Annotated in this window: 13 protein-coding genes; 10 read left to right on the top strand and 3 right to left on the bottom strand. The window is 34.6% G+C overall.

Going from position 1 to position 21,876, the window contains the following annotated elements:
* Positions 1 to 75 precede the first annotated feature (75 nt).
* From AC2D6V_RS04170 to AC2D6V_RS04150, 5 genes are all read left to right on the top strand, one after another.
* On the top strand, positions 76 to 2,013 hold the full coding sequence (locus AC2D6V_RS04170) for an alpha-1,4-glucan--maltose-1-phosphate maltosyltransferase (RefSeq protein ID WP_484646794.1): 1,938 nt from the start codon (positions 76 to 78) through the stop codon (positions 2,011 to 2,013).
* Positions 2,014 to 2,016: 3 nt separating this feature from the next.
* Positions 2,017 to 3,645: a trehalose synthase gene (locus tag AC2D6V_RS04165; RefSeq protein WP_484646793.1), complete on the top strand. Its 1,629-nt coding sequence runs from the start codon at positions 2,017 to 2,019 to the stop codon at positions 3,643 to 3,645.
* A gap of 3 nt (positions 3,646 to 3,648) precedes the next feature.
* Positions 3,649 to 5,556, top strand: a complete 1,908-nt coding sequence (gene glgB / locus AC2D6V_RS04160; protein ID WP_484646792.1) for a 1,4-alpha-glucan branching protein GlgB — start codon at positions 3,649 to 3,651, stop codon at positions 5,554 to 5,556.
* Between the two features lie 140 nt (positions 5,557 to 5,696).
* Positions 5,697 to 8,099, top strand: a complete 2,403-nt coding sequence (locus tag AC2D6V_RS04155) for a glycoside hydrolase family 31 protein (protein WP_484646791.1) — start codon at positions 5,697 to 5,699, stop codon at positions 8,097 to 8,099.
* 208 nt (positions 8,100 to 8,307) lie between these two features.
* The gene (locus tag AC2D6V_RS04150; protein WP_484646790.1) at positions 8,308 to 9,171 is read left to right on the top strand and encodes an aldo/keto reductase; all 864 of its coding nucleotides are present in this window, start codon (positions 8,308 to 8,310) and stop codon (positions 9,169 to 9,171) included.
* A gap of 126 nt (positions 9,172 to 9,297) precedes the next feature.
* Here the strand turns inward: AC2D6V_RS04150 and AC2D6V_RS04145 are convergent, their stop codons facing one another.
* The gene (locus tag AC2D6V_RS04145) at positions 9,298 to 11,163 is read right to left on the bottom strand and encodes a cation:proton antiporter (RefSeq protein ID WP_484646789.1); all 1,866 of its coding nucleotides are present in this window, start codon (positions 11,161 to 11,163) and stop codon (positions 9,298 to 9,300) included.
* Between the two features lie 100 nt (positions 11,164 to 11,263).
* Here AC2D6V_RS04145 and AC2D6V_RS04140 point away from each other — a divergent pair, with 100 nt between their 5' ends.
* The 5 genes from AC2D6V_RS04140 (at position 11,264) to AC2D6V_RS04120 (ending at position 18,718) form a co-directional block, all read left to right on the top strand.
* Positions 11,264 to 12,112, top strand: coding sequence for a universal stress protein (locus tag AC2D6V_RS04140; protein WP_484646788.1), 849 nt, complete (start codon positions 11,264 to 11,266; stop codon positions 12,110 to 12,112).
* On the top strand, positions 12,109 to 14,307 hold the full coding sequence (locus tag AC2D6V_RS04135) for a SulP family inorganic anion transporter (RefSeq protein WP_484646787.1): 2,199 nt from the start codon (positions 12,109 to 12,111) through the stop codon (positions 14,305 to 14,307). The genes AC2D6V_RS04140 and AC2D6V_RS04135 overlap by 4 nt, the downstream gene beginning before the upstream one ends.
* A gap of 91 nt (positions 14,308 to 14,398) precedes the next feature.
* Entirely contained in the window at positions 14,399 to 15,259 is an 861-nt protein-coding gene (locus AC2D6V_RS04130; RefSeq protein WP_484646786.1) for an MBL fold metallo-hydrolase, read from the top strand.
* A gap of 9 nt (positions 15,260 to 15,268) precedes the next feature.
* The gene (locus AC2D6V_RS04125) at positions 15,269 to 16,876 is read left to right on the top strand and encodes a S8 family peptidase (RefSeq protein WP_484646785.1); all 1,608 of its coding nucleotides are present in this window, start codon (positions 15,269 to 15,271) and stop codon (positions 16,874 to 16,876) included.
* 3 nt (positions 16,877 to 16,879) lie between these two features.
* Positions 16,880 to 18,718, top strand: coding sequence for a M1 family metallopeptidase (locus AC2D6V_RS04120; RefSeq protein WP_484646784.1), 1,839 nt, complete (start codon positions 16,880 to 16,882; stop codon positions 18,716 to 18,718).
* Between the two features lie 38 nt (positions 18,719 to 18,756).
* Here the strand turns inward: AC2D6V_RS04120 and AC2D6V_RS04115 are convergent, their stop codons facing one another.
* Positions 18,757 to 19,944, bottom strand: a complete 1,188-nt coding sequence (locus tag AC2D6V_RS04115) for a succinylglutamate desuccinylase/aspartoacylase family protein (RefSeq protein WP_484646783.1) — start codon at positions 19,942 to 19,944, stop codon at positions 18,757 to 18,759.
* Positions 19,945 to 19,950: 6 nt separating this feature from the next.
* Positions 19,951 to 21,801: a glutamate-cysteine ligase family protein gene (locus AC2D6V_RS04110; RefSeq protein ID WP_484646782.1), complete on the bottom strand. Its 1,851-nt coding sequence runs from the start codon at positions 21,799 to 21,801 to the stop codon at positions 19,951 to 19,953.
* Positions 21,802 to 21,876 lie beyond the last annotated feature (75 nt).

The following is a 21,876-nucleotide window of genomic DNA, read 5'->3' as shown; positions in this document are numbered from 1 at the left end:
TTTATCTTTTTGCATTAAAAAACGCATATGTAGAATGTACTATTTTTGCACTCTGTAAAACCAATTAAATAAAGTATGAAAGACCAAAAAAGGGTTGTAATTGATTATGTGTCGCCAAGCATTAATTGCGGTAAATTTTTCGTTAAACGTGTAGTTAATGAAATAGTTAATGTTGAGGCTCATATTCTTGCAGACGGACACGATGTGCTAGCTGCTTCAGTATTATTTAAACACGAAAGTAGCAAGGCTTGGAAAGAAATTAGAATGACGCTTGATTCAAATGATGAATGGCAAGCCTCCTTTAAAGTTGAAAAGCAAGGTTTTTACAGCTATAAAGTTCAAGCATGGGTGGATTATGCTCTTAATTGGAGGCACGGACTTATTAGAAAAATTGATGATGGACAACACGTGTCATCAGAGTTGCTAGAAGGAGCAGAGTATGTAAAATCCATCTCTAAAAAAGTAAACGTCAAGGATAAAGCTTACTTAGATCGCTTGTATGATATTTTTAAAATTGAAAATGACTATAGTGAGTCAATAACAGAAGCCGTTTCAGATAAATTATATCAACTATTTTTTAATAACCCAATAAAAGTCCTTGATAATGCGTCTGCAGAGTATCAAGTTTATGTAGATAGAAAACGTGCTAGATTTAGTACTTGGTATGAATTTTTCCCGCGCTCTGCTTCAAAAACAGAAGGGGGGCATGGAACGTTTAAAGATTGTGAGCGTTTACTTGAGCGAGTAAAAAATATGGGGTTCGATGTTGTTTACTTACCTCCTATTCATCCAATAGGGGAGGTTAATAGAAAAGGCAAAAACAACACAACCGAAGCTAAAGAAGGTGATGTTGGGTCTACATGGGGTGTTGGGTCTCGGTTTGGCGGACATAAAGATATCCATCCCCAATTAGGTTCGATTGACGATTTTAAATCTTTAATTCAACAAGCAAAAGAAAACAACCTCGAAATTGCCATGGATTATGCTTTGCAAGCAGCTCCAGACCATCCTTGGGTAAAAGATCATCCTAAGTGGTTTAAGTGGCGACCAGATGGCACCGTTCAATATGCTGAAAATCCACCTAAAAAATACCAAGATATTTTACCAATTTATTGGGAAAGTGAAGACTACAAAGCTCTTTGGAACGAGTGTTTAGATATTTTATTATACTGGATAGATTGTGGTATCAAGATCTTTAGAGTTGATAACCCACATACAAAGCCTTTTGTGTTTTGGAACTGGATTATTAAAAACGTTAAAGCCAACCATCCTGATGTTATTTTTTTAGCCGAAGCGTTTACTGCTCCTAAAGTAATGCAGCAATTAGCAAAACAAGGTTACACCCAATCTTATACCTATTTCACTTGGCGTAATTCTAAGCACGAGTTAATAGAGTACATGACCGAGCTTACACAAAGTGAGTTAAAAGAATATATGCAACCTAACTTCTGGCCAAACACACCAGATATTAATCCTTATCACCTTCAAGGTTCTAATGAGTCTAAACATATTCAAAGGTACGCTCTTGCGGCAACATTAAGTTCCAGTATTGGGATTTATGGGCCTGTTTTTGAATATATGTTGTCAGACTCCCTATTAGGAAAAGAGGAGTATTTGAATTCGGAAAAATTCCAAATAACAAATTACGATTGGACACTTCAAAATAAACTTATTATGATAATTGCTAAGATTAATTATATAAGAAATCACAATGAAGCCTTACAGCAAACCAACAATATTAAATTTTGTCACATAGAAAACGATAACCTTATTGCTTTTTACAAATGGAATGACGACAAAACGAACGAAATATTTGTAATTATTAGTTTAGACGCTTATAACTCGCAGCAAGGCACGGTGAGATTGCCGCTTCATGAATTGGGGTTAAATGCAGGCCATCACATAGAAATGCATGACTTAATCACGGATAGTCGCTACAATTGGCATAATGAATGGAATTTTGTGGAATTGCATCCAACACTCCCGTTTCATATCTTTCAAATTAATAAATAATAAATGACAATAGAAGCGTCAGCGGCAAACAAGAACACTCCTTTTAAGTTTAAAAAAACATGGGAAGAGTTGTTAGATAATAACGACTTTGTGAAAGTTTTTTTGTCGGACGTTTTAGAAGATTATATCATCAAACAACGCTGGTACGGGGGTAAAGCGAGTCAATTAAAATATATTGAACTTTCTGAGTTTTTTAAAATTCAACAAAAAGGAGAAGTCTATTACGGGCTTATTTTAGAAGTCAATTTTGTTGAAGCATTTTATCAACATTACTTTTTGCCAATTGCGTTTGTAACCGATGAGAATTTTGCACACAAAAACAGAATTCTGCCTATTGAAATTAATGACCAACACGGTTATATAATTGATGCTATCAATTTAGAGGCATTTAGGAAATTGGTTTTTGAACGAATTGCAACTGCGCAACCAATAGACAAGACAAAAGTACAATATCATAAAAGTCATTTGTTTGAAAACAAGACCTATGAGTCTTCCAGATTTATGGGGCTTGAACAAAGCAACACCTCTTTAGTTTATAATGAAAAATATGTTTTGAAATTCTTTAGGCGAATTTTTGCGAATAAGAATCCAGACTATGAAATGAGCCGCTTTTTATCTGAAAAAAAGGAATACCAAAACACCCCGTCTTACCTTGGTAGTATTAATTTGGTTGATTCTGAAAATACTAATATTACCATAGGCCTTATGCAAGAAATGATTCCCAACCAAGGGGATGCATGGGATTATATGCTGAATGAATTAAATAAAGTGTTTTCGAATTTAGAGTATAAAAAAATTGATGTTGATGCGCTTCCAAACACTGAGCTGTATCAACGTTTAACGGTTCATGATGTACCTCCTCAAATTATAGATTGGGTAGGTTTAGATCTATTTTTAAAAACACAAACACTCGCAAAACGAACTGCAGAAATGCATATTGCTCTAGGGTCTGAGTTTGAGGAAACTGCTTTTACACCAGCACATTATAATGGTGATTACGAAGTTTGGTTAAAAAACAAAATGCTTTATCAATTTCAAAATAGGTTGAATACCGTTGAAAATAGCATGCATAAAATTGACGGGCTAGCTCTAGAATTGGCTAACGAATTTCTTAGCAAAAAAAATAGTATTCGAAAAAGTTTTGTAGATTTTGATTGGACCATGCTTAAGGGTGAGCGTATTAGAATCCATGGCGATTACCATTTAGGCCAAGTATTAGTTAAAGATGATGATTTTTATATTTTAGATTTCGAAGGAGAACCAGAGAGCACCATTAGAGACAGAAAAGTAAAACAACCACCTTTAAAAGATGTTGCGGGGCTATTTAGGTCATTCCACTATGCTATTTATGCTACAATATTTAACAACGAAGAAAATTATCCTGCTGGTCAAAATCAATTATTTAAAGCTGGTGAAATTCTATATCGCTATATTACAGGCTTGTTTTTAGGCACATATGTGACAGAAACACAAAATGCCAATTTAAATTTAGGCTACAATCAAGAACGTATTTTCATTTTAAAATACTGCTTACTAGAAAAAGCAGTTTATGAGTTAGGTTACGAGCTTAACTCCCGCCCTCAATGGGCTGTTATTCCATTAAAAGGAATATCTAACATAATAAATCATTAATTTATGGCACAAGTAACACCTTATAGTTTATTTTCAGAATTCGATATCAACCTTTTTAAAGGGGGTAAGCACTATCGTCTTTATGAAAAATTTGGTTCGCATTTAGTAACCGTAAACGGCATTGAGGGTACATATTTTGCGGTTTGGGCGCCAAGCGCAAAGCAAGTTTCTGTAATTGGAGACTTTAACTATTGGATTGAAGGTGAACATCAATTGAATGTTCGATGGGACGAAAGTGGTGTTTGGGAAGGTTTTATTCCTGCAGTTGGAAAAGGCAATATTTACAAATACAAAATACAGAGCCACAATAATGATATAAAAACCGAAAAAGCCGATCCCTATGCACGTCGTGCGGAACACCCTCCAAAAACGGGCTCAATAGTTTGGGACGACTCCTATAAATGGAAAGATACTAAGTGGATGAAAAAGCGTAAGGACCATAACGCTTTAGACGCGCCTTATTCAGTTTACGAAGTCCATTTAGGTTCCTGGAAAAAACATGTAGAAGAAAATCGCTTTCTTTCATATTTCGAGCTTGCAGAAGAGCTGGTTAGCTATATAAAAGAAATGAATTTTACACACGTGGAGCTTATGCCAATTATGGAGTTTCCTTATGATCCTTCATGGGGCTATCAAGTTACTGGTTATTTTGCGCCATCATCCAGGTTTGGTTATCCCGAAGAATTCAAATATTTAGTAGATAAATTACATCAAAACGACATTGGAATCATTTTAGATTGGGTGCCGTCACACTTTCCGGATGACGCTCATGGATTAGGATTTTTTGATGGTTCAAACCTATATGAACACCCAGATAAAAGAAAAGGATATCATCAAGACTGGAAAAGTTTAATTTTTAATTACGGTCGAAATGAGGTGAAATCTTTCTTAATAAGCAATGCGGCTTTCTGGATGGATCAATACCACGCAGATGGCTTACGAGTAGACGCTGTTGCCTCTATGCTTTTCTTAGATTATTCCAGAGAAGAGGGTGAATGGGAACCAAACATTTATGGTGGTAGAGAAAATCTTGACGCCATTGAATTTCTAAAAGAGCTTAATGAAGAAATTTACAAATCATTCCCGGATACACAAACCATTGCCGAAGAATCTACCGCATTTTCAGGTGTTTCTAAGCCAGTCTTTTTAGGTGGTCTTGGATTTGGAATGAAATGGATGATGGGCTGGATGCACGATACTTTAGAGTATTTTAAAAAAGACCCTATTTACAGACAATATCACCAAAACGATATCACCTTTAGTTTAGCTTATGCATTTACAGAAAATTTCATGCTTCCATTGTCTCACGACGAGGTTGTTTACGGAAAGAACTCTATATTAGGAAGAATGGCTGGCGATGAGTGGCAACGATTTGCAAACCTTCGTTTGCTTTATGGCTATATGTTTACACATCCGGGCACTAACTTATTCTTTATGGGCGGTGAATTTGGACAATATAGTGAATGGGACTTTGAGGGTAGTTTAGATTGGAATTTATTAGAATTTGATTCTCATAAAAATTTTCAAAATTACTTTAAAAATCTAAACAAATTCTACAGAGAAACACCTGCGCTTTTTGAAAAACAATTTAGTCAAGAAGGGTTTGAGTGGATTAGCTACGACGACCATCAAAATTGCGTTATCTCCTATATTAGAAAAGGAAAAGACCCTAAAGACTATGTGGCTGTAGTTTGCAATTTAACACCCACGGTTAGAGAAAATTACAAAATAGGCGTTCCTTTAAAAGGTTCACTTAAAGAAATTTTTAATAGTGATCTGGAAGAATTTGGAGGCAGCGGTATTTCAAACAAAAAAGTCATCAAAATAAAAAAACAGGATTGGAATGGTAAAGATTATTCTGTAGAAATTACACTTCCGCCATTAGCCGTAACGGTCTTTAAATTTCAATAAAGACCATAAATTAGCATTTTTATAATTATACCATTGTTTGTTTGTTTTTTACATAAATAATCAATGGTATTTTTGCATAAAATAAGCGCTTTATGCTTAATATATTTGTTATTTTCGTTGATTGATAAATTTACGAGTTTATGATATTAAATACCGAATTAGAATATAAAGGAAACTTATTCCCTTCTAAAATCATTAAGCACGAAAAGAACCTAAATGTCCTTTCTTTTGAGGCGGAAAACGGCGTTCTTTTACAAGTAACCGTGCGCAGAGATAGTATTTTAAGATTTCGATATACTACCACAGGTATTTTTGAGAATGATTTTTCATATGCTATAACAAAATATGCCAGTAGAGGATATAATCACCTTGAAGTAACCGAAGACGATACAAATTATATTATAACGACAAAAAAACTAATCTGTAATGTTTCAAAAGAGGATTTGAGAATCTCTATTTTTGACGCTAAGGACAAAAGTTTGATTTGTGAGGACGAACTTGGTTTTCACTGGGAAGAAAGTTATGAATACGGTGGAGATGTTGTCAAAATGTCAAAAACCGCACAACTAGGAGAAAGTTACTACGGACTAGGAGATAAGCCTGTTGACAACAACTTAAAAGGGAAGCGTTTTGAAAACTGGGTAACAGATTCTTACGCTTATGGTCGTGACACTGACCCTATTTATAAAGCAATTCCATTTTACACAGCTTTACATAATAAAAAAGCTTACGGTATATTTTTCGACAACACCTTTAGATCGTTCTTTGATTTTTGTAATGAGCGCAGAAACATAACAAGCTTCTGGGCACATGGCGGTGAAATGAATTATTATTTCATTTACGGACCTGAAATGTCTGAGGTTGTAGCAAATTATACTGATTTAACAGGTAAGCCTCATGCTATGCCTGCTCTCTGGACTTTAGGTTATCACCAATGTAAATGGAGTTACTATCCAGAATCTAACGTTAAAGAAGTCGCTGCGAAATTTAGAGAATTGCAAATTCCGTGCGATGCCATATATTTAGACATTGACTACATGGAAGGCTTTAGGTGTTTTACATGGAGTGATGAATATTTCCCTAACCCAAAACGAATGGTAAAGGAGCTTGCTGACGACGGTTTTAAAACCATTGTTATCATAGATCCAGGAATTAAAATAGATATGGAGTATTCTGTGTTTAAAGAAGGTCTTGAAAAAGATTATTTCTGCAAACGTGCAGACGGACCTTATATGAAAGGCAAGGTTTGGCCTGGGGAATGTTATTTTCCAGATTTTACAAGACCTGAGGTTAGAGATTGGTGGTCTAATTTATTCAAAGAATTAATTGAAGATATAGGCGTCAAAGGTGTTTGGAATGATATGAACGAGCCTGCTGTAATGGATGTTCCGGGGAAAACATTCCCGAACGATGTAAGACATGATTATGATGGAAATCCTTGTAGTCACAGAAAAGCACATAATGTTTATGGCATGCAAATGGCTAGAGCAACTTATCAAGGGTTAAAAAAATTCTCATACCCTAAAAGGCCTTTCGTAATTACAAGAGCCGCTTACTCCGGAACACAGCGCTATACTTCAAGCTGGACAGGAGATAATGTCGCTACTTGGGATCATTTATCCATTGCAAATTTACAAGCACAACGTATGTGCATGTCGGGGTTCTCATTTATTGGGTCTGATATTGGTGGTTTTGCAGAACAGCCAAACGGAGAGTTGTATGCTCGTTGGATTCAGCTAGGTATTTTCCATCCCTTTTGTAGAACTCACTCATCTGGTGATCATGGCGATCAAGAGCCTTGGGCTTTTGGAACAACCATTACAGATGTGGTTAGAAAATTTATTGAAATAAGATATCAACTACTACCCTACTTATATACTGCTTTTTGGCGATATGCTGAAGAAGGTATTCCTATTTTAAAATCACTTGTATTATATGATCAGCACGATCCTCAAACGCATTATAGAAATGATGAGTTTGTGTTTGGAGAAAAGATCTTGGCTTGCCCAATAACGGGCCCAAACCAAAAAGGAAGACGTATGTATTTTCCGCTTGGCAAATGGTATAATTTCTGGAATGACACGATAGTTGAAGGTGGTTCGGAACAATGGGTTGATGCAGATTTAGATAGCATGCCAATTTTTATTAAAGAAGGTGCTATCATACCCAAATACCCTATTCAGCAATATGTAGGTGAAAAAACTATTGACGAGTTGTTGCTTGATGTGTTTTATAAACAAGGAAAAGAAACCTCAATGGTTTATGAAGATGCTACAGATGGCTATGATTATATTAAAGGACGGTATAGTTTAAGAAACTTTAAGCTACATGGTAAAAAAGACGAGCTTATTATTCAGCAGCATAAATCTGGTAAATTTGTTACTACCTATAAAACCTTTATGTTAAACTTACACGGTTTGCCGTTTAAGATTTCTAAAGTTGAAGTTGATAATGTCGTTATTCCGTTTAAAGACCTTAAGCTAAATGGAGATAATACTTTAGTGCTTAATAAAGAGTTTACAGAACTTCATATTATGGCTTAAAAAAACAACAATATAAAATAAAGCTATACTTTCTTATAAACGAAAAACTTTAGGCGCTATTAACTTTGTGAAAAATTCTACTAATTTCGTTTAACATTAGGCGTAAACAATATTAATACAATTTAAACCCGTAAATAACATTGCTAATAATTTTATACAAACAACTCAAAATCAAAAATTTAAATTCAAAAACTTAAAAATTAGTATAGTGAAGAGTTCAAAAATAATTATAGGTTGCATGTCTTGGGGTGTTTGGGGAAAAAAATTATCTATCAAAGAGCAAGCTGAAATGATTCAGTTTTGCATAGAAAATGGTAATTCGACTTTTGATCATGCAGATATTTATGGTGATTATACAACTGAAGCTGATTTTGGAAAAGCATTAACTGAAAGCGGTATCTCTAGAAAAGAAATTCAGTTAATTTCTAAATGTGGAATTCAACATGTTGGAAAAACTCGTAATAATAAGATAAAACACTATAACTATTCTAAAGAGTATATTATTTGGAGCGCAGAGCAATCTTTAAAGAGCTTAAAAACAGATTATTTAGACACTTTTTTACTACATAGACCAAGCCCTTTAATGCAACCTGATGAAATTGCTGAAGCAATTGTCCATTTAAAAGAAAGCGGGAAAATTTTTCAATTTGGAGTATCAAATTTCACGCCATCTCAAGTGGATTTAATTTCAGATAAAATTAAAGTTTCAGTAAATCAAGTTGAGTTTTCGCTAACACAACATAAAGCAATGTTAAATGGCGCTTTAGATCAAATGCTTCAAAACAACATTCAGCCTATGTGCTGGAGTCCTTTAGGAAATGTTTTTAAAGAAGAAAATGAACAAACATTAAGAATAAAAAAAGCGCTAAAAAAATTATCAGAAAAATATAGGGCTCCTGAAGAAATTATACTTTTAAGTTGGATATTAAAACATCCTGCGAGCGTTTCTCCTGTAATAGGAACAACAAATAAAGAACGTATTAAGAACGCAAATACAGCATTGAAAATTCAACTTGAATTGGAAGATTGGTTTATGCTTTTAGCTGAAGCTGAAGGCCATGAAGTTGCCTAAAATAATAAACCCATACCTTTTCATTAAACATTCCTCAAGAATTAAAGACTTAACTGCACAATCAACCTTGTGCAGAACAACTTTAAACGCGTCTTTAAAATTCATCAAATAAAACTATACCTTCTATTATTCTTTTGACACTTTAGTTTTTGCAGTTGGTACATTTTCAATATCAAAAGGTTTTCCCAGATAAACAAGCTGGTAACCCGCTTCAATATTTTTAACATCTAGGTTATATGACGATATAATATGAAGTTCTCCATCCGTATCTTTAATAAACAAAGGAATTATATCGTTATCCTTATTCGTTATTTCTATTAGGTTCAGGTAATGTTGTTTGTCTTGAAGGTAGCTTTCTTGTATCGAAGGGTAACTATCGGTTAAATCCAATAGGGTGTTATAGTCATCTGTATGCGAAAACAAACCTTCTTTAGGATTATTTGTGTCGTCCAACATTTCTTGAGAGGTAACCAATCTAAAGGATCCGTTTTCTCCAAATTGCTTGCCAAATTTATTAATGGCATACTTATTAATATCCGAATTGCCTGTTAACGCCATTAAATAACCCATGTCATTCAATTCAATATTATCCATTAAGGTGTCTGAATAAATATTAGTACTAATTCCTTCTAATCCCATTTCTTGCGCTTTTTCTATGTTTTTCTCGTTACTATCAATAATAACAACATGTCTTCCGTTAGATTCCAGATAACTTCCTAATAATCTGGAAATTTGTGAGCCACCAACAATTAATATTCCATCAGATTTTGTCAAAAATACACCTACCCATTTAGCAAATAAGCGAGCTGTTGTAGCATTAAGTAGAACGGTTCCTAATACAATGGTAAAAACTAGTGGTGTAATATATTCTGCGCCTTCTACCCCTTGTTTAATTAATTTACTTCCAAAAAGTGAAGCAATTCCAGCGGCAACAATTCCTCGTGGTCCAACCCAACTTATAAAAAGCTTTTCATTAAACTTTAGTTTCGATCCAGATGTGCTTAAAAAAACACCTAAAGGCCTAATAACAAATACAATGATAGCAAATATAATAGCTGTTTTCCAAGTATATAATAGCAACAAGTCTTCAATGTTAATATTGGCTGCCAGTAAAATAAAGAGAATTGAAATAAGTAGGACGCTCAAAGATTCCTTAAAATAAAGAAGCTCTTTTATGTTTTTCAATTTTCCGTTTCCTAAAACCATTCCCATAACTACCACGGCCAATAACCCCGATTCATGAGCAAAAATTTCAGATTCAACAAAAACTAATAATACCGTTGAAAGCGAAACTACATTTAAAAGATAATGCGGAATAAGTTTTTTATTAATCGCAAACGCTAAGGCGTGAGCAAAAGTAAACCCGAAAGTGGTTCCAAAAAGTATAATTTTTCCAAACTCAATTAGTGCTGTTTTAGTAAATCCGCTATCGCCTTCAACACTAATAAATTCAAAGACCAATACTGCTACTAAAGCCCCTATTGGATCTATTAAAATTCCTTCCCACTTTAAAACTGTCGAAACGTCTTTTTTAAGAGGTATATTTCTAAGAATTGGCGTTATAACAGTTGGTCCAGTTACAATGATTAGTCCTGAAAATAAAAACGACAAATCCCAGCTTAAATTAAAAATAAAGTGAGCCAACAGGCCCGCTCCAAAAAATGTGACCGCCGAACCTAAAGTAATTAACTTGGTAATGACTGGACCCACATTCTTAATTTCTGAACGTTTTAGAGTCAAACCACCTTCAAAAAGTATAATACTTATTGCAAGTGACACAAAATAAAAAAGCCCCTCGCCAGGAAACAGGCCTTTTTCACCATTCCAAATCGGTTCAATCCATTTGGCACCATCATCAGATAGAAATTCGGCCGCAATTGGTCCAACCAATAAGCCTATTAATATTAATGGTAATATAGCTGGTATCTTAAATTTCCATGCAAACCATTGAGCTAATATGCCTAAAATAATAATGCCTGCTAATTCTAACATAGATTGTTTTGTTTTTTAAAAAGACTAATTTAAGCAAAACTGATGATTCCATGTTTTTAAAAAATGCTATCTTTCAACTTTTTCAATAAATGAGTATTGTGTGTCTTTAAAACCATTTAGTAGTGTCGGGATTGGGATTGCGTTTTCGCCAAACCTAAAAGCAAACCTTTATGAGGCCGCAAGACTATCGGTGTTTTTTCAGTCCAAACTATTTCTAATACATGTCGGCGCGTCTTCCGAAGACAAAATAAAGACCTTAAAAGTTATACTTAACACTTTTAAGAAAGATAATCTCGATTACGAAGTTGTTTTTAAAACTGGCGACCCCGTTGACGTTATCTTATCAACGTCCGAAGAAAAAAAAATAGATTTATTGATTTTGGGCGCCGTCCAAAGAGAGCGCTTATTAAGGTACTATTTAGGCTCTATTGCTAGAAAAATTACGCGCCGTGCTAATTGTTCTGTGTTACTTCTTATTAAACCGTCTGTCGACCGAATAGCTTGTCAACATATTGTTGTAAACGGATTAAAAGATCCTAAAACCGAACAAACCATAAAAACTGCTTTTTATGTTGCCAACAAGTTAAATTCTGAAAAAATTACAATTGTTGAAGAAATTAAGCAAGATCAAATTTCAGTAAAGGTAGAAGACGATAAATCTTTAAGGCGAGCGAATATTATAAAAGAGCGTATCAAGCTAAGAGAAAATTCAAGAATAAAGGAAATTATTAGTCATATCCCAGAAGAATTTACAAATAAAAAGACCATAAAATTACAGCCTATATTTGGTAAAAAAGGGTATTCTATTGGTCATTATGCTCAAATAACTCGTGCAGATTTATTAGTGATGAATGCGCCCTCAAAAATGACGTTTTGGGACAGACTATTTCCACATGACATAGAGCATATTTTAACCGAATTACCAACCGATGTGCTAATCCTTCAATGAGCCCGAGAAAAAACAACATAAAAGACTTTTTTAAGTCCTTACCCAAAAACATATTCTCTGGTTTTGTAGTAAGCCTAATTGCTTTGCCCTTAGGATTAGGTCTTGCTATGGCGAGCGACGCACCTCCCATTTCCGGTGTTATTGCCGCAATAGTTGGTGGTATTATAGTTTCTATATTAGGTGGTAGTCATGTTACAATAGCGGGTCCTGGTAACGGGCTTGTTGGCGTACTCCTTATTGCTATTTCTACTTTGGGACTAGAAAGTGCTTACGTCGCCATTATCTGTTCTGGTGTTTTACTTTTATTGCTAGGGGTTTTTAGAATGGGGGCTTTGGCAGACTTCTTTCCATCTTCAGCAATTCAAGGCATGCTAGCCGCTATTGGGTTAATTATTCTCGGGAAACAATTCCATATAATGCTAGCGCATAAAATAAACAGAGAGGACACTGTCGATTATCTTTTAGAAATCCCATACACCATAAACGATGCGCTTCATTATGGAAATAAAAGTCTAATATATGCTGCGCTAGCAGGTGTCTTAAGTTTGGCTATCATGATGTTTTATTCTAAAATTAGAAATAAATATCTACAACTTATTCCTGCTCCTATGTGGATAGTGATACTTTCTATTGGGTTTAGTTACTATTTCGAATTAGGACTTCATGAACCTAACCCCATAGCACAAGAATATATGATTTCTGGTATTCCAAATATTCAAAAAATTATTGCAGATATCCCTCGTCCAGATTTTAGTGGGATTTTAAGTCTGTCTTTTTTAGGCAGTGTTATGGCGCTCACATTAATCTCTAGTATTGAATCGCTACTCAGTATAAAAGCAGTTGATAAATTAGATCCAGAAAAAAGGCGTTCTAATGTAAATAAAGATCTAAAAGCTCTTGGTGTCGCAACTATAGGCAGTGGGTTTTTAGGCGGCTTAAACGTGGTAACGGTTATTGCCCGTAGTTCGGTAAACGTTAATAACGGGGCAAGCAATCGCTCTTCCAATTTTTTTCATGCCTTATTTTTAGTAATATTTATAATCTTTTTTAGTACACAACTAACAAGAATTCCGCTTCCTGCTTTAATGGCAATTTTGGTTTATACAGGTTACAAATTAGCGTCACCTAAAGTTGTTACAAAAATGTTCTCTATAGGAAAAGAACAGCTAATTATATTTTTTGCGACGCTTATTGTTACCTTAAAAATTGGTTTAATTACAGGTATTGTCGCAGGCGTTATAACAACCCTAATCATTCACATTGTTTTAAACAAAAGCGCAGGATTGTTTTTGCGAAATGTATTAAAACCAAATGTGCTCATGTTTAAAGAAGAAACAGGCGGCAACTTCTATGTAAGCGTTAAACATTTTTGTAGTTTTTTAAACTATTTCAGGCTAAAAAAACATTTAGATGCAGTTCCAGAGGATGAGGATGTTATCGTTGATTTTTCGATGTGTGAGTTTGTGGACGACACCATCATGGAAAACATCAATAACTATCAAGAGCTGTTTGCAAAACGTGGTGGTCATTTTGATGTTATTGGCTTGGACTTACACGATACCGATTCTAAACACCCTTTTGCTTCCAGACGATTGTTGCCTGTACCAAAAATCATAAAAAACAGCCTTACAAGGCGTCAAACAAGTATGGAGGTTTTAGCAAAAGACTATGATCTAAATTATCGTGCTGAAAAGAAAAAAGAAGTGTCCTTTTTAAATCGTTTTTTCTTTTTTAGAACCAAACAAATCAACCACATCTACAACGAATTATCGCACAGTGATAAAGCAATTAAACTATTTGACATTGAATTTTCTGAAGGTGAATTTATCGCGAAAGAAGTTGTGCGAACCACTATGCTTTACATTGATTTAAAACAAAACATTCCAGAATTCACCCTAGACCGAGAAGGTTTTTTAGAGAAAGTTTCGGCTTTTGCTGGCTTTAAAGATATCCCTATAGAAAATCATGAAGATTTTTCTAAGCGCTTTTATTTGTTAGGCGAAAATGTAGTAGAAATTGGTGCGTTTTTTAATGATGAGATAACGCACTTTTTTGAAAGCAACCCTTATTTTCATGTTGAGTCCAATGGTGACGCTTTATTGATTTTTGGAAAAGAACGTTTAGCAAGTGTTAAAGAAATAAAGGCATTATTCGATTTCGGTAAGCGACTTAAAGATGTTATTGCAAAGACTTAAGTTTTTATACTAAAAGAAATTTTGGTGCTACTCTTAATATATTCTTAACAATTCGTAGTGTTTTAAAGAGATTTCTTAATTTGCAATCCTTATGAATTTATACCCAATTAATGCAGGCAATTTTAAGCTAGATGGTGGTGCCATGTTTGGCGTTGTGCCAAAATCTTTATGGCAAAGAACCAATCCCGCCGATTCCAATAACATGATCGATATTGCCGCAAGGTGTTTACTTATTGAAGAAAGTAATCGTCTTATCCTGATTGATACGGGAATGGGAAATAAGCAATCCGAAAAATTTTACGGCTATTATCATTTATGGGGAAACGATTCCATAGATAACTCATTAAAACAACATGGCTTTCATCCTGATGATATTACCGATGTGTTTATGACGCACCTGCACTTCGATCATTGCGGCGGAAGCATAAAATGGAATAAAAATAGGACTGGTTATGATTCAGCTTTTAAAAACGCACACTTTTGGAGCAATAAAAATCACTGGGAATGGGCAACAAAGCCTAACAAAAGAGAAAAAGCGTCCTTTTTAAAAGAGAACATACTTCCTATGGAAGAAACTGGGCGATTAAAATTTACGGTACTTCCCGAAAATGATTTATTAAAAAATTCCGCTCTGGGTTTTGATATCTTTTTTGTCGATGGGCATACCGAAAAACAAATGATTCCATTAATTCATTACAAAGAGAAAACCATTGCTTTTATGGCGGATTTGTTACCAACCGTTGGGCATTTGCCGTTACCCTTTGTTATGGGTTACGACACACGACCTTTGCTTACGCTAAATGAAAAAGAAAAGTTTCTAAATTTAGCTGCAGACAAAAATTATTATCTATTCCTAGAACACGATGCGCATAATGAAATTATAACTGTGACTCATACTGAAAAAGGGGTCAGATTAAAAGACGCTTATACTACAAAAGAGTTCTTTAACTAAATATTAAAAATGAAGACACTAAAATTTTTACCCTTATTAACTATTGTTGCTGTTTTAGTCTCAAGCTGCGGAAGTACAGCCGATATTTTGGCAACACCTGTAGAAAATATTGACAAACTTCCTTTAAAAGTTTCGGAGCTTACTGAATCCGAAAAACAGAAATGGGGGCATTTAGATCTAATACGAGACACTATTCCTGGTATGAGTGTTGATAAGGCGTATTCTGAAATTATTAAAAACAAAAAAGGGAAAACGGTTATTGTTGCTGTAATTGATTCAGGAATTGATATCGATCATGAAGATTTAGATGATGTTATTTGGACAAACAACGACGAAGTGCCTAATAACGGAAAAGACGATGACAACAATGGGTATGTTGATGATATCCATGGCTGGAATTTTGTTGGAGATGGCTATTACGAACAACTAGAATATGTCCGCATTGTTGCGAAAGGAGATGCGAGTAACCCAAGATTTCAAGAAGCAAAAGCAGAACTTGAAAAAGAGCGTCAAAAGTATCTTGAGTATAAAACTAATTACGATCAATTTTTAGTACAGCTTTCTAGTGCAGATGAGACTATCTCAAAACATTTAGGCAAAAAAGACTATACCAAAGCAGAGGTTAATGCAATTAAAACAGAAGATAAAGGGCTTCAACAGTCCAAATCCATAATTCAATATGTTTACAGTTTAGACGCTGGTACAGTAAGTGAATTTAAACAACAGCTAAAAGATGGGTTAGAACAATATAATGATCGCTTAAATTATTATTTAAATGTTGACCATAAAGGTCGTTTAACAGGCGACAACCCAGACGATATTAACGACAAACCTTATGGTGATGGTAATGTAAAGCCTAAGAAAAAAACAGAAAGTCACGGCACACATGTTGCGGGTATAATCGCAGCCGAACGTAAAAATAATAAAGGTATTAAAGGTGTTGCAAATAATGTGAAAATCATGGCTATTCGCAGCACACCTCGTGGTGATGAATACGACAAAGATGTCGCTTTAGCTATTCGCTATGCCGTAGATAATGGCGCTAAAGTTATCAATGCTAGTTTTGGAAAAAGTTATTCCCCACATAGTGATTGGGTTCGAGAGGCTATTAAATATGCAAGCAATAAAGATGTGCTTTTTGTTCATGCATCAGGAAACGATAGCAACAATGTAGATGTTGAACCAAATTTTCCAGATGATAATGTAAACGGCGTTGAAGTTTCAAACACCTATATTAGAGTAGCCGCATTAGCACCAAAATATGGCACTAATATGGTCGCTAACTTCTCTAATTATGGGAAACAGAATGTAGATGTTTTTGCGCCAGGAGGAGAGATTTATTCAACAATGCCAGAAAACGAATATGAATACCAAGGAGGAACATCTATGGCTGCTCCTGCTCTTGCAGGTGTTGCGGCATTAGTGCGATCTTATTACCCTAGTTTAAGTGCTGCACAGGTGAAAAAATTATTAATGGATTCTGGCCTTGAAGTAAAAACCAAGGTTATAGTAGGTGGCGACACATCAAACATTAAATCATTTACAGAATTAACAAGCTCAGGTAAAATCGTTAACGCGTATAATGCCCTTTTAATGGCTCAAAAACTGTCTAAATAAATCATGAAGCGTCTTATTCTTTTCTTTCTTGGATTCACAAGTATTATTTTTTCTTGTAAAACTCAAAATGAATCTGTTTCCAATCAGACATCATATAATAATGTTATAAAGTCTGGATATTGGCAACAACATATTGATTATAAGATGGTCATTGATATGGATGTTAACACATATCAATACAAGGGAAAGCAAACTCTGGTATACACAAATAATTCACCTGATGTTTTAAACAAAGTGTTTTATCATTTATATTTTAATGCGTTTCAACCGGGAAGTGAAATGGATGTTAGATCTCAAAATATTCCTAAACCAGACGCAAGAATTGGCGATAGAATAGGTAAACTAAAACCAGACGAAATTGGGTATATACGCGTTAATTCATTAAAACAAAATGGTGTCGTTCTAGAACATGAAACGGTTGGAACTGTTCTAGAGGTTAAACTTGCTAAACCTATTCAATCAGGAGAAAAAGTAACTTTTAATATGGATTTTGAGGCGCAAGTGCCTATCCAAATTCGTCGTTCTGGGAGAAACAACAGGGAGGGTGTGGCGCTTTCTATGGCACAATGGTATCCTAAATTAGCGGAATATGACTTTGAGGGTTGGCATGCAGATCCATACATTGGTCGTGAATTTCATGGTGTTTGGGGTGATTTTGATGTAAAACTAACCATTGATAAAAACTATGTTGTTGGTGGTACAGGTTATTTACAAAACCCAAACGAAATAGGTCATGGTTACGAGACAGGAGAAGTTAATCGCACTTTTGGAGATAAGCTAACATGGCATTTTGTGGCACCCAACGTACACGATTTTACATGGGCAGCTGACCCAGATTATATTCATGATACAACTCAAGTTCCAAACGGTCCGATGCTCCACTTTCTTTATAAAGGAACCATGCCAAAGGAAAATATCAATATTTGGAAACAGATACAACCGAAGTCTGTTGAGTTAATACAATATTATGGAGATCTGGTTGGTAAATATCCCTACAAGCAGTATTCCATTATTCAGGGTGGTGATGGTGGTATGGAATACGGCATGTGTACATTAGTTTTGGGTGAAGGTACTTTTGACGGTCTATTTAAAGGCACTATTTCGCATGAAGTTGCACACGCTTGGTTTCAGTTTTTATTGGCAACAAACGAACTAAAACATGAGTGGATGGATGAAGGCTTCGCTACTTACATAGAATATAAAGCCATGAACGATATGTTCAACAAAAACATGCAAAACCCATGGGAAAAACCATATAGCGCTTATTTCGCACTAGCAAAATCAGGAGCAGAGCAGCCTCAAACCACACATTCAGACAGGTATAGGTACAGACAAGCATATAGTATTGCTGCTTATTATAAAGGTTGCGTGTTTTTGTCTCAATTAAGTTATATAATTGGTGAAGAAAATCTAATAAAAACTTTAAAAAGCTATTTTGATTCTTGGGTGTTTAAACATCCAACTCCAAATGATTTTATAAGAGTTGCTGAAAAAGTTTCTGGTTTAGAACTAGATTGGTACTTAATGGATTTTGCACAAACCACCAACACCATTGATTACGGCGTTAAAGCAATTGATGGTAATTCTGTAACACTTGAACGTATTGGACTCATGCCAATGCCAATAGATGTTGCTGTAAGCTATGCCGATGGGACAACTGAAGATTTTTATATCCCGTTACAAATGATGCGTGGTGAAAAACCAACCGACGCTACTTTAAAACCCGATTGGGCTTGGGCGTATCCAACCTATACTCTTGAAGCCAAGAAAGAAATTACCTCTGTACAAATAGACCCAAGCGGGCTAATGGCAGATATTAATTTAGAGAATAATAAAAAATAGACTTAATAAGTTATCCTTACAAACCTTAAATTTATTACTCAATACCAAGACTCCTCTTTATACATCATAGTCTTAGCAACTCGTTCTCGATTATACAAATTCAGATGCGTTTGGTTTACTTGTCTGCTTCGGTAACCCAATGCATGAAAAATAGGTTTCGCAAAGAATTTTGCTATCTTCAAATTAACTCTCAAAACCCCCTTGGCTTTGTTTTTCCAAGAAATACCTGGAAACAAGACTAACAAGTTATCAATTTTTATGCGTCTTAAAAAGATTGATAATTTTAAATAAAATGGTTTTATGTCTCTAATAATGAAAAAGCCTTCGGCTCCCTTTTTTTGATATAGTGGCATAAAAATACGCGCATCGTGTTTAGAATAGATAACCTCTTTGTTGTTTCTGGCTATTTTAACTCCTCTATCAATCTTTTGAAAGCTTTTAAAACCTTCATACATTTTAAAAGAGTCTTTTGTGTTTATATTATGTAAGTGTGTGATTTCAAAAAACCGATTTAACGATTTACTTTCCTCTTTTAGTTGATTATAATACTCAAGGATAATTGTTTCTTTTTTATTTACAACGCCCGTATACTGCAAAACTAAATTAACAAATGCTAAGTTGTTTTCTATAGAACGAACATCGACGTGTTGACCAGACTCAAAACCCAACGAAACATAACCTAGCGTGTTGATATAGCTTAAAAGCGGTCCATTTAAATATTCCTCTATTCCTAAAACAATAGGTACTGGAAATAATATAGAAAACTTACGATTTATTAAAGCGTCGTTAATAGTTATAAATGGTAGTGTTTTACTTGAAGTTGTATGAAGGTCGAAAAAATAAAATGGTCCAGATTTCGTTTTTAAAACATACTCTAAAAAAAAGAGCAGTTCTAAAAGCTCTTTTTCCTCGTTATTTAAAGTCTTTTTGTTTTTAATAGCATCTATATTGTCTCTAGTCCAGAGCCTGTTCAGGTCTTGATCAATGTATCTTTGGTTCTCTTCTAAAGCCTTTAAATTACCAGAAATCGCATATATAGACCCTTTTAGTTTATGTGGCTTTATATTCTCTAAAGCCTCTTGTAATGCAATAACACCTGCTTTTTCATTACCATGAATACCTCCAAAAAAAACCAAGGTTGGTCCCTTTTCTTCGCCATGAATTTCTTTGATAATTCTTTCTACAGAAACCTCTTGCTTCTTTATTTGTGTATGTTTAATATTCACTTCTTATTAAAAATCGCTATTGGTTATAAGCCCTATTAGTTTATTATGTTTTGCTACTGGTAGAAAGCTAATATTGTAGTCCTTCATAAGCCGCTTAGCTTCACTAATAGAACAATCTTCTTTAATAATTACTAGATCTTGTTTCATAATTCTACCAACAGACATATCGTGTTTGTTTTTTTGGTCTAAAAGTGGTTTTACGTCATTCCATGATAATACTCCAATAATTTCTTTTTCATGATTAATAACTGGTAAATGATGAATATCTTTCCATTGCATCATATTTAATACCAGCTCAACACTGTCGTCCTTATCGACTGAAAAAATATCGGTATTCATAATGTGTTTGACAATACGATCTTTTTCAGAAGGTAAACCCTCCCTTTCGTCAAGCACGCGCCAGGTTGAAACAGGATAACCTTTTTCCTGTTTTTCGTACAACTTAGAAGTAAGTATTTGCATGGCCTCGTAGCGCTTATGAGATTTTTTTAAATGGCGATAACTTCTAATTAACCATTCCGAACCATTTAAGCCCCTAACTCGGTCTTTTATAATTTTTAAGTAATACTCAGCATCTTTTGGAGAAACACCCATACTGTATAGTCCTTTATATGCCATCGGTAACAATTCATCTAAAATTAAATTATGACTCGATACATATTTGCCATCCCAATAAAATTGAGTTGCCATACCGTATCTGGCCGCGTTAAAAAAATTAGACTTAACGTCTTTAAAATCCCATGTTTTATGAATGTTGTTATATCGCTTTGGTTTCCCATGCATAATTCCAACCCAAAACACCATGTTTGCAACCTCGTCGGTTGTTGTCGGTCCAGCTGGAATATATCGGTTTTCAATACGTAAATGCGGTTTGTTTTTAGAAACACCGTAGCAAACGCGATTCCAAGGATAAACGGTTCCATTATGAAGCCCTAAGGCTCTTAATTTTGGCGTCTTTCCCTTGTCAATCATATCCACGCTATCCTTGGTAAACTCTGTGGTTAGAAAACTTCGAAATCTTGAGATGTTGTCCTTAAATATGTCTGTAATACTTCCTGTGTGCCATTGGTTTCCAAAACTTACACGCGACTGATTTTCATTTAAAACAAATGAGTTTGTTCTCGTGTCAATACTCTGTGTAAACAAGGCTATTCGTGTCTCATTCCAAAGTTCTTTACCAAACAACATAGGCGAATTTGCGCAGACGCTTAAAACAGGTCCTGAAATTGCTTGCGCCCAATTATAAGTATCTGTAAAGTTTTTAGGGTCCACCTGTAAATGCATTTGAAAACTTGTGTTACAGCCTTCAAGCATTACAGAATCATGTAAAAAGTTAATTTCATCAACGCCTTTTATGTGGATGTTGAAATCTTCTTTTCGCGATCCTTTTATAGCTTCATTTAATACTTCGTAGCGCTTAATTGGTGTCATTTTATCCAAACTAACACTATCTAAAGTTAGGGACGGCAATATCCCTGCTAGCACAATTTTAGTTTTTTCTTTTTGAGCTGCTATTTTAGCTTTTTTAATCAATCTATTTAGCTGATTGTGCAGCCTACTAAAGCAGTTGCCTTCTAATTTAAGAGGATCTAAGTTTATTTCTAAATTATAATTTCCTATCTCGGTAGTAAAATGGTCATCATTAAGGTTTTCTAGTATTTTTAACGCGTTATTATGAGGCAAAAAAGCCTTATCAACAAGACAAAACTCCTGTTCTGCTCCTATTCGAATTGGGACTTCTTCAATCATGCCTTTATTAATCATGATATCAAGCGCTTTGATATCGTTTAATAAGTGATGTATGTAATTTGCTCGATCTTTCTCTTTTGAAAGCTTGGTTACATTTAACTCTCCCATGACGCCTTGTTTTTAGGTGTTATCAGGATATGAAATTACTCTATTGTTGCTTTATAAATTATGATTTTTATCATG

This window comes from Algibacter sp. YIN40 (genome assembly GCF_057219435.1).
This window is presented reverse-complemented; position numbering and strand designations above follow the sequence as displayed.

What these genes read in the sequence shown, in the direction of transcription:
- AC2D6V_RS04170 (WP_484646794.1), top strand. Translation starts at nt 76, where the DNA reads ATGAAAGACCAAAAAAGGGTTGTAATTGATTATGTGTCGCCAAGCATT.
- AC2D6V_RS04165 (WP_484646793.1), top strand. Translation starts at nt 2,017, where the DNA reads ATGACAATAGAAGCGTCAGCGGCAAACAAGAACACTCCTTTTAAGTTT.
- glgB (WP_484646792.1), top strand. Translation starts at nt 3,649, where the DNA reads ATGGCACAAGTAACACCTTATAGTTTATTTTCAGAATTCGATATCAAC.
- AC2D6V_RS04155 (WP_484646791.1), top strand. Translation starts at nt 5,697, where the DNA reads ATGATATTAAATACCGAATTAGAATATAAAGGAAACTTATTCCCTTCT.
- AC2D6V_RS04145 (WP_484646789.1), bottom strand. Translation starts at nt 11,163, where the DNA reads ATGTTAGAATTAGCAGGCATTATTATTTTAGGCATATTAGCTCAATGG.
- AC2D6V_RS04135 (WP_484646787.1), top strand. Translation starts at nt 12,109, where the DNA reads ATGAGCCCGAGAAAAAACAACATAAAAGACTTTTTTAAGTCCTTACCC.
- AC2D6V_RS04130 (WP_484646786.1), top strand. Translation starts at nt 14,399, where the DNA reads ATGAATTTATACCCAATTAATGCAGGCAATTTTAAGCTAGATGGTGGT.
- AC2D6V_RS04125 (WP_484646785.1), top strand. Translation starts at nt 15,269, where the DNA reads ATGAAGACACTAAAATTTTTACCCTTATTAACTATTGTTGCTGTTTTA.
- AC2D6V_RS04120 (WP_484646784.1), top strand. Translation starts at nt 16,880, where the DNA reads ATGAAGCGTCTTATTCTTTTCTTTCTTGGATTCACAAGTATTATTTTT.
- AC2D6V_RS04110 (WP_484646782.1), bottom strand. Translation starts at nt 21,801, where the DNA reads ATGGGAGAGTTAAATGTAACCAAGCTTTCAAAAGAGAAAGATCGAGCA.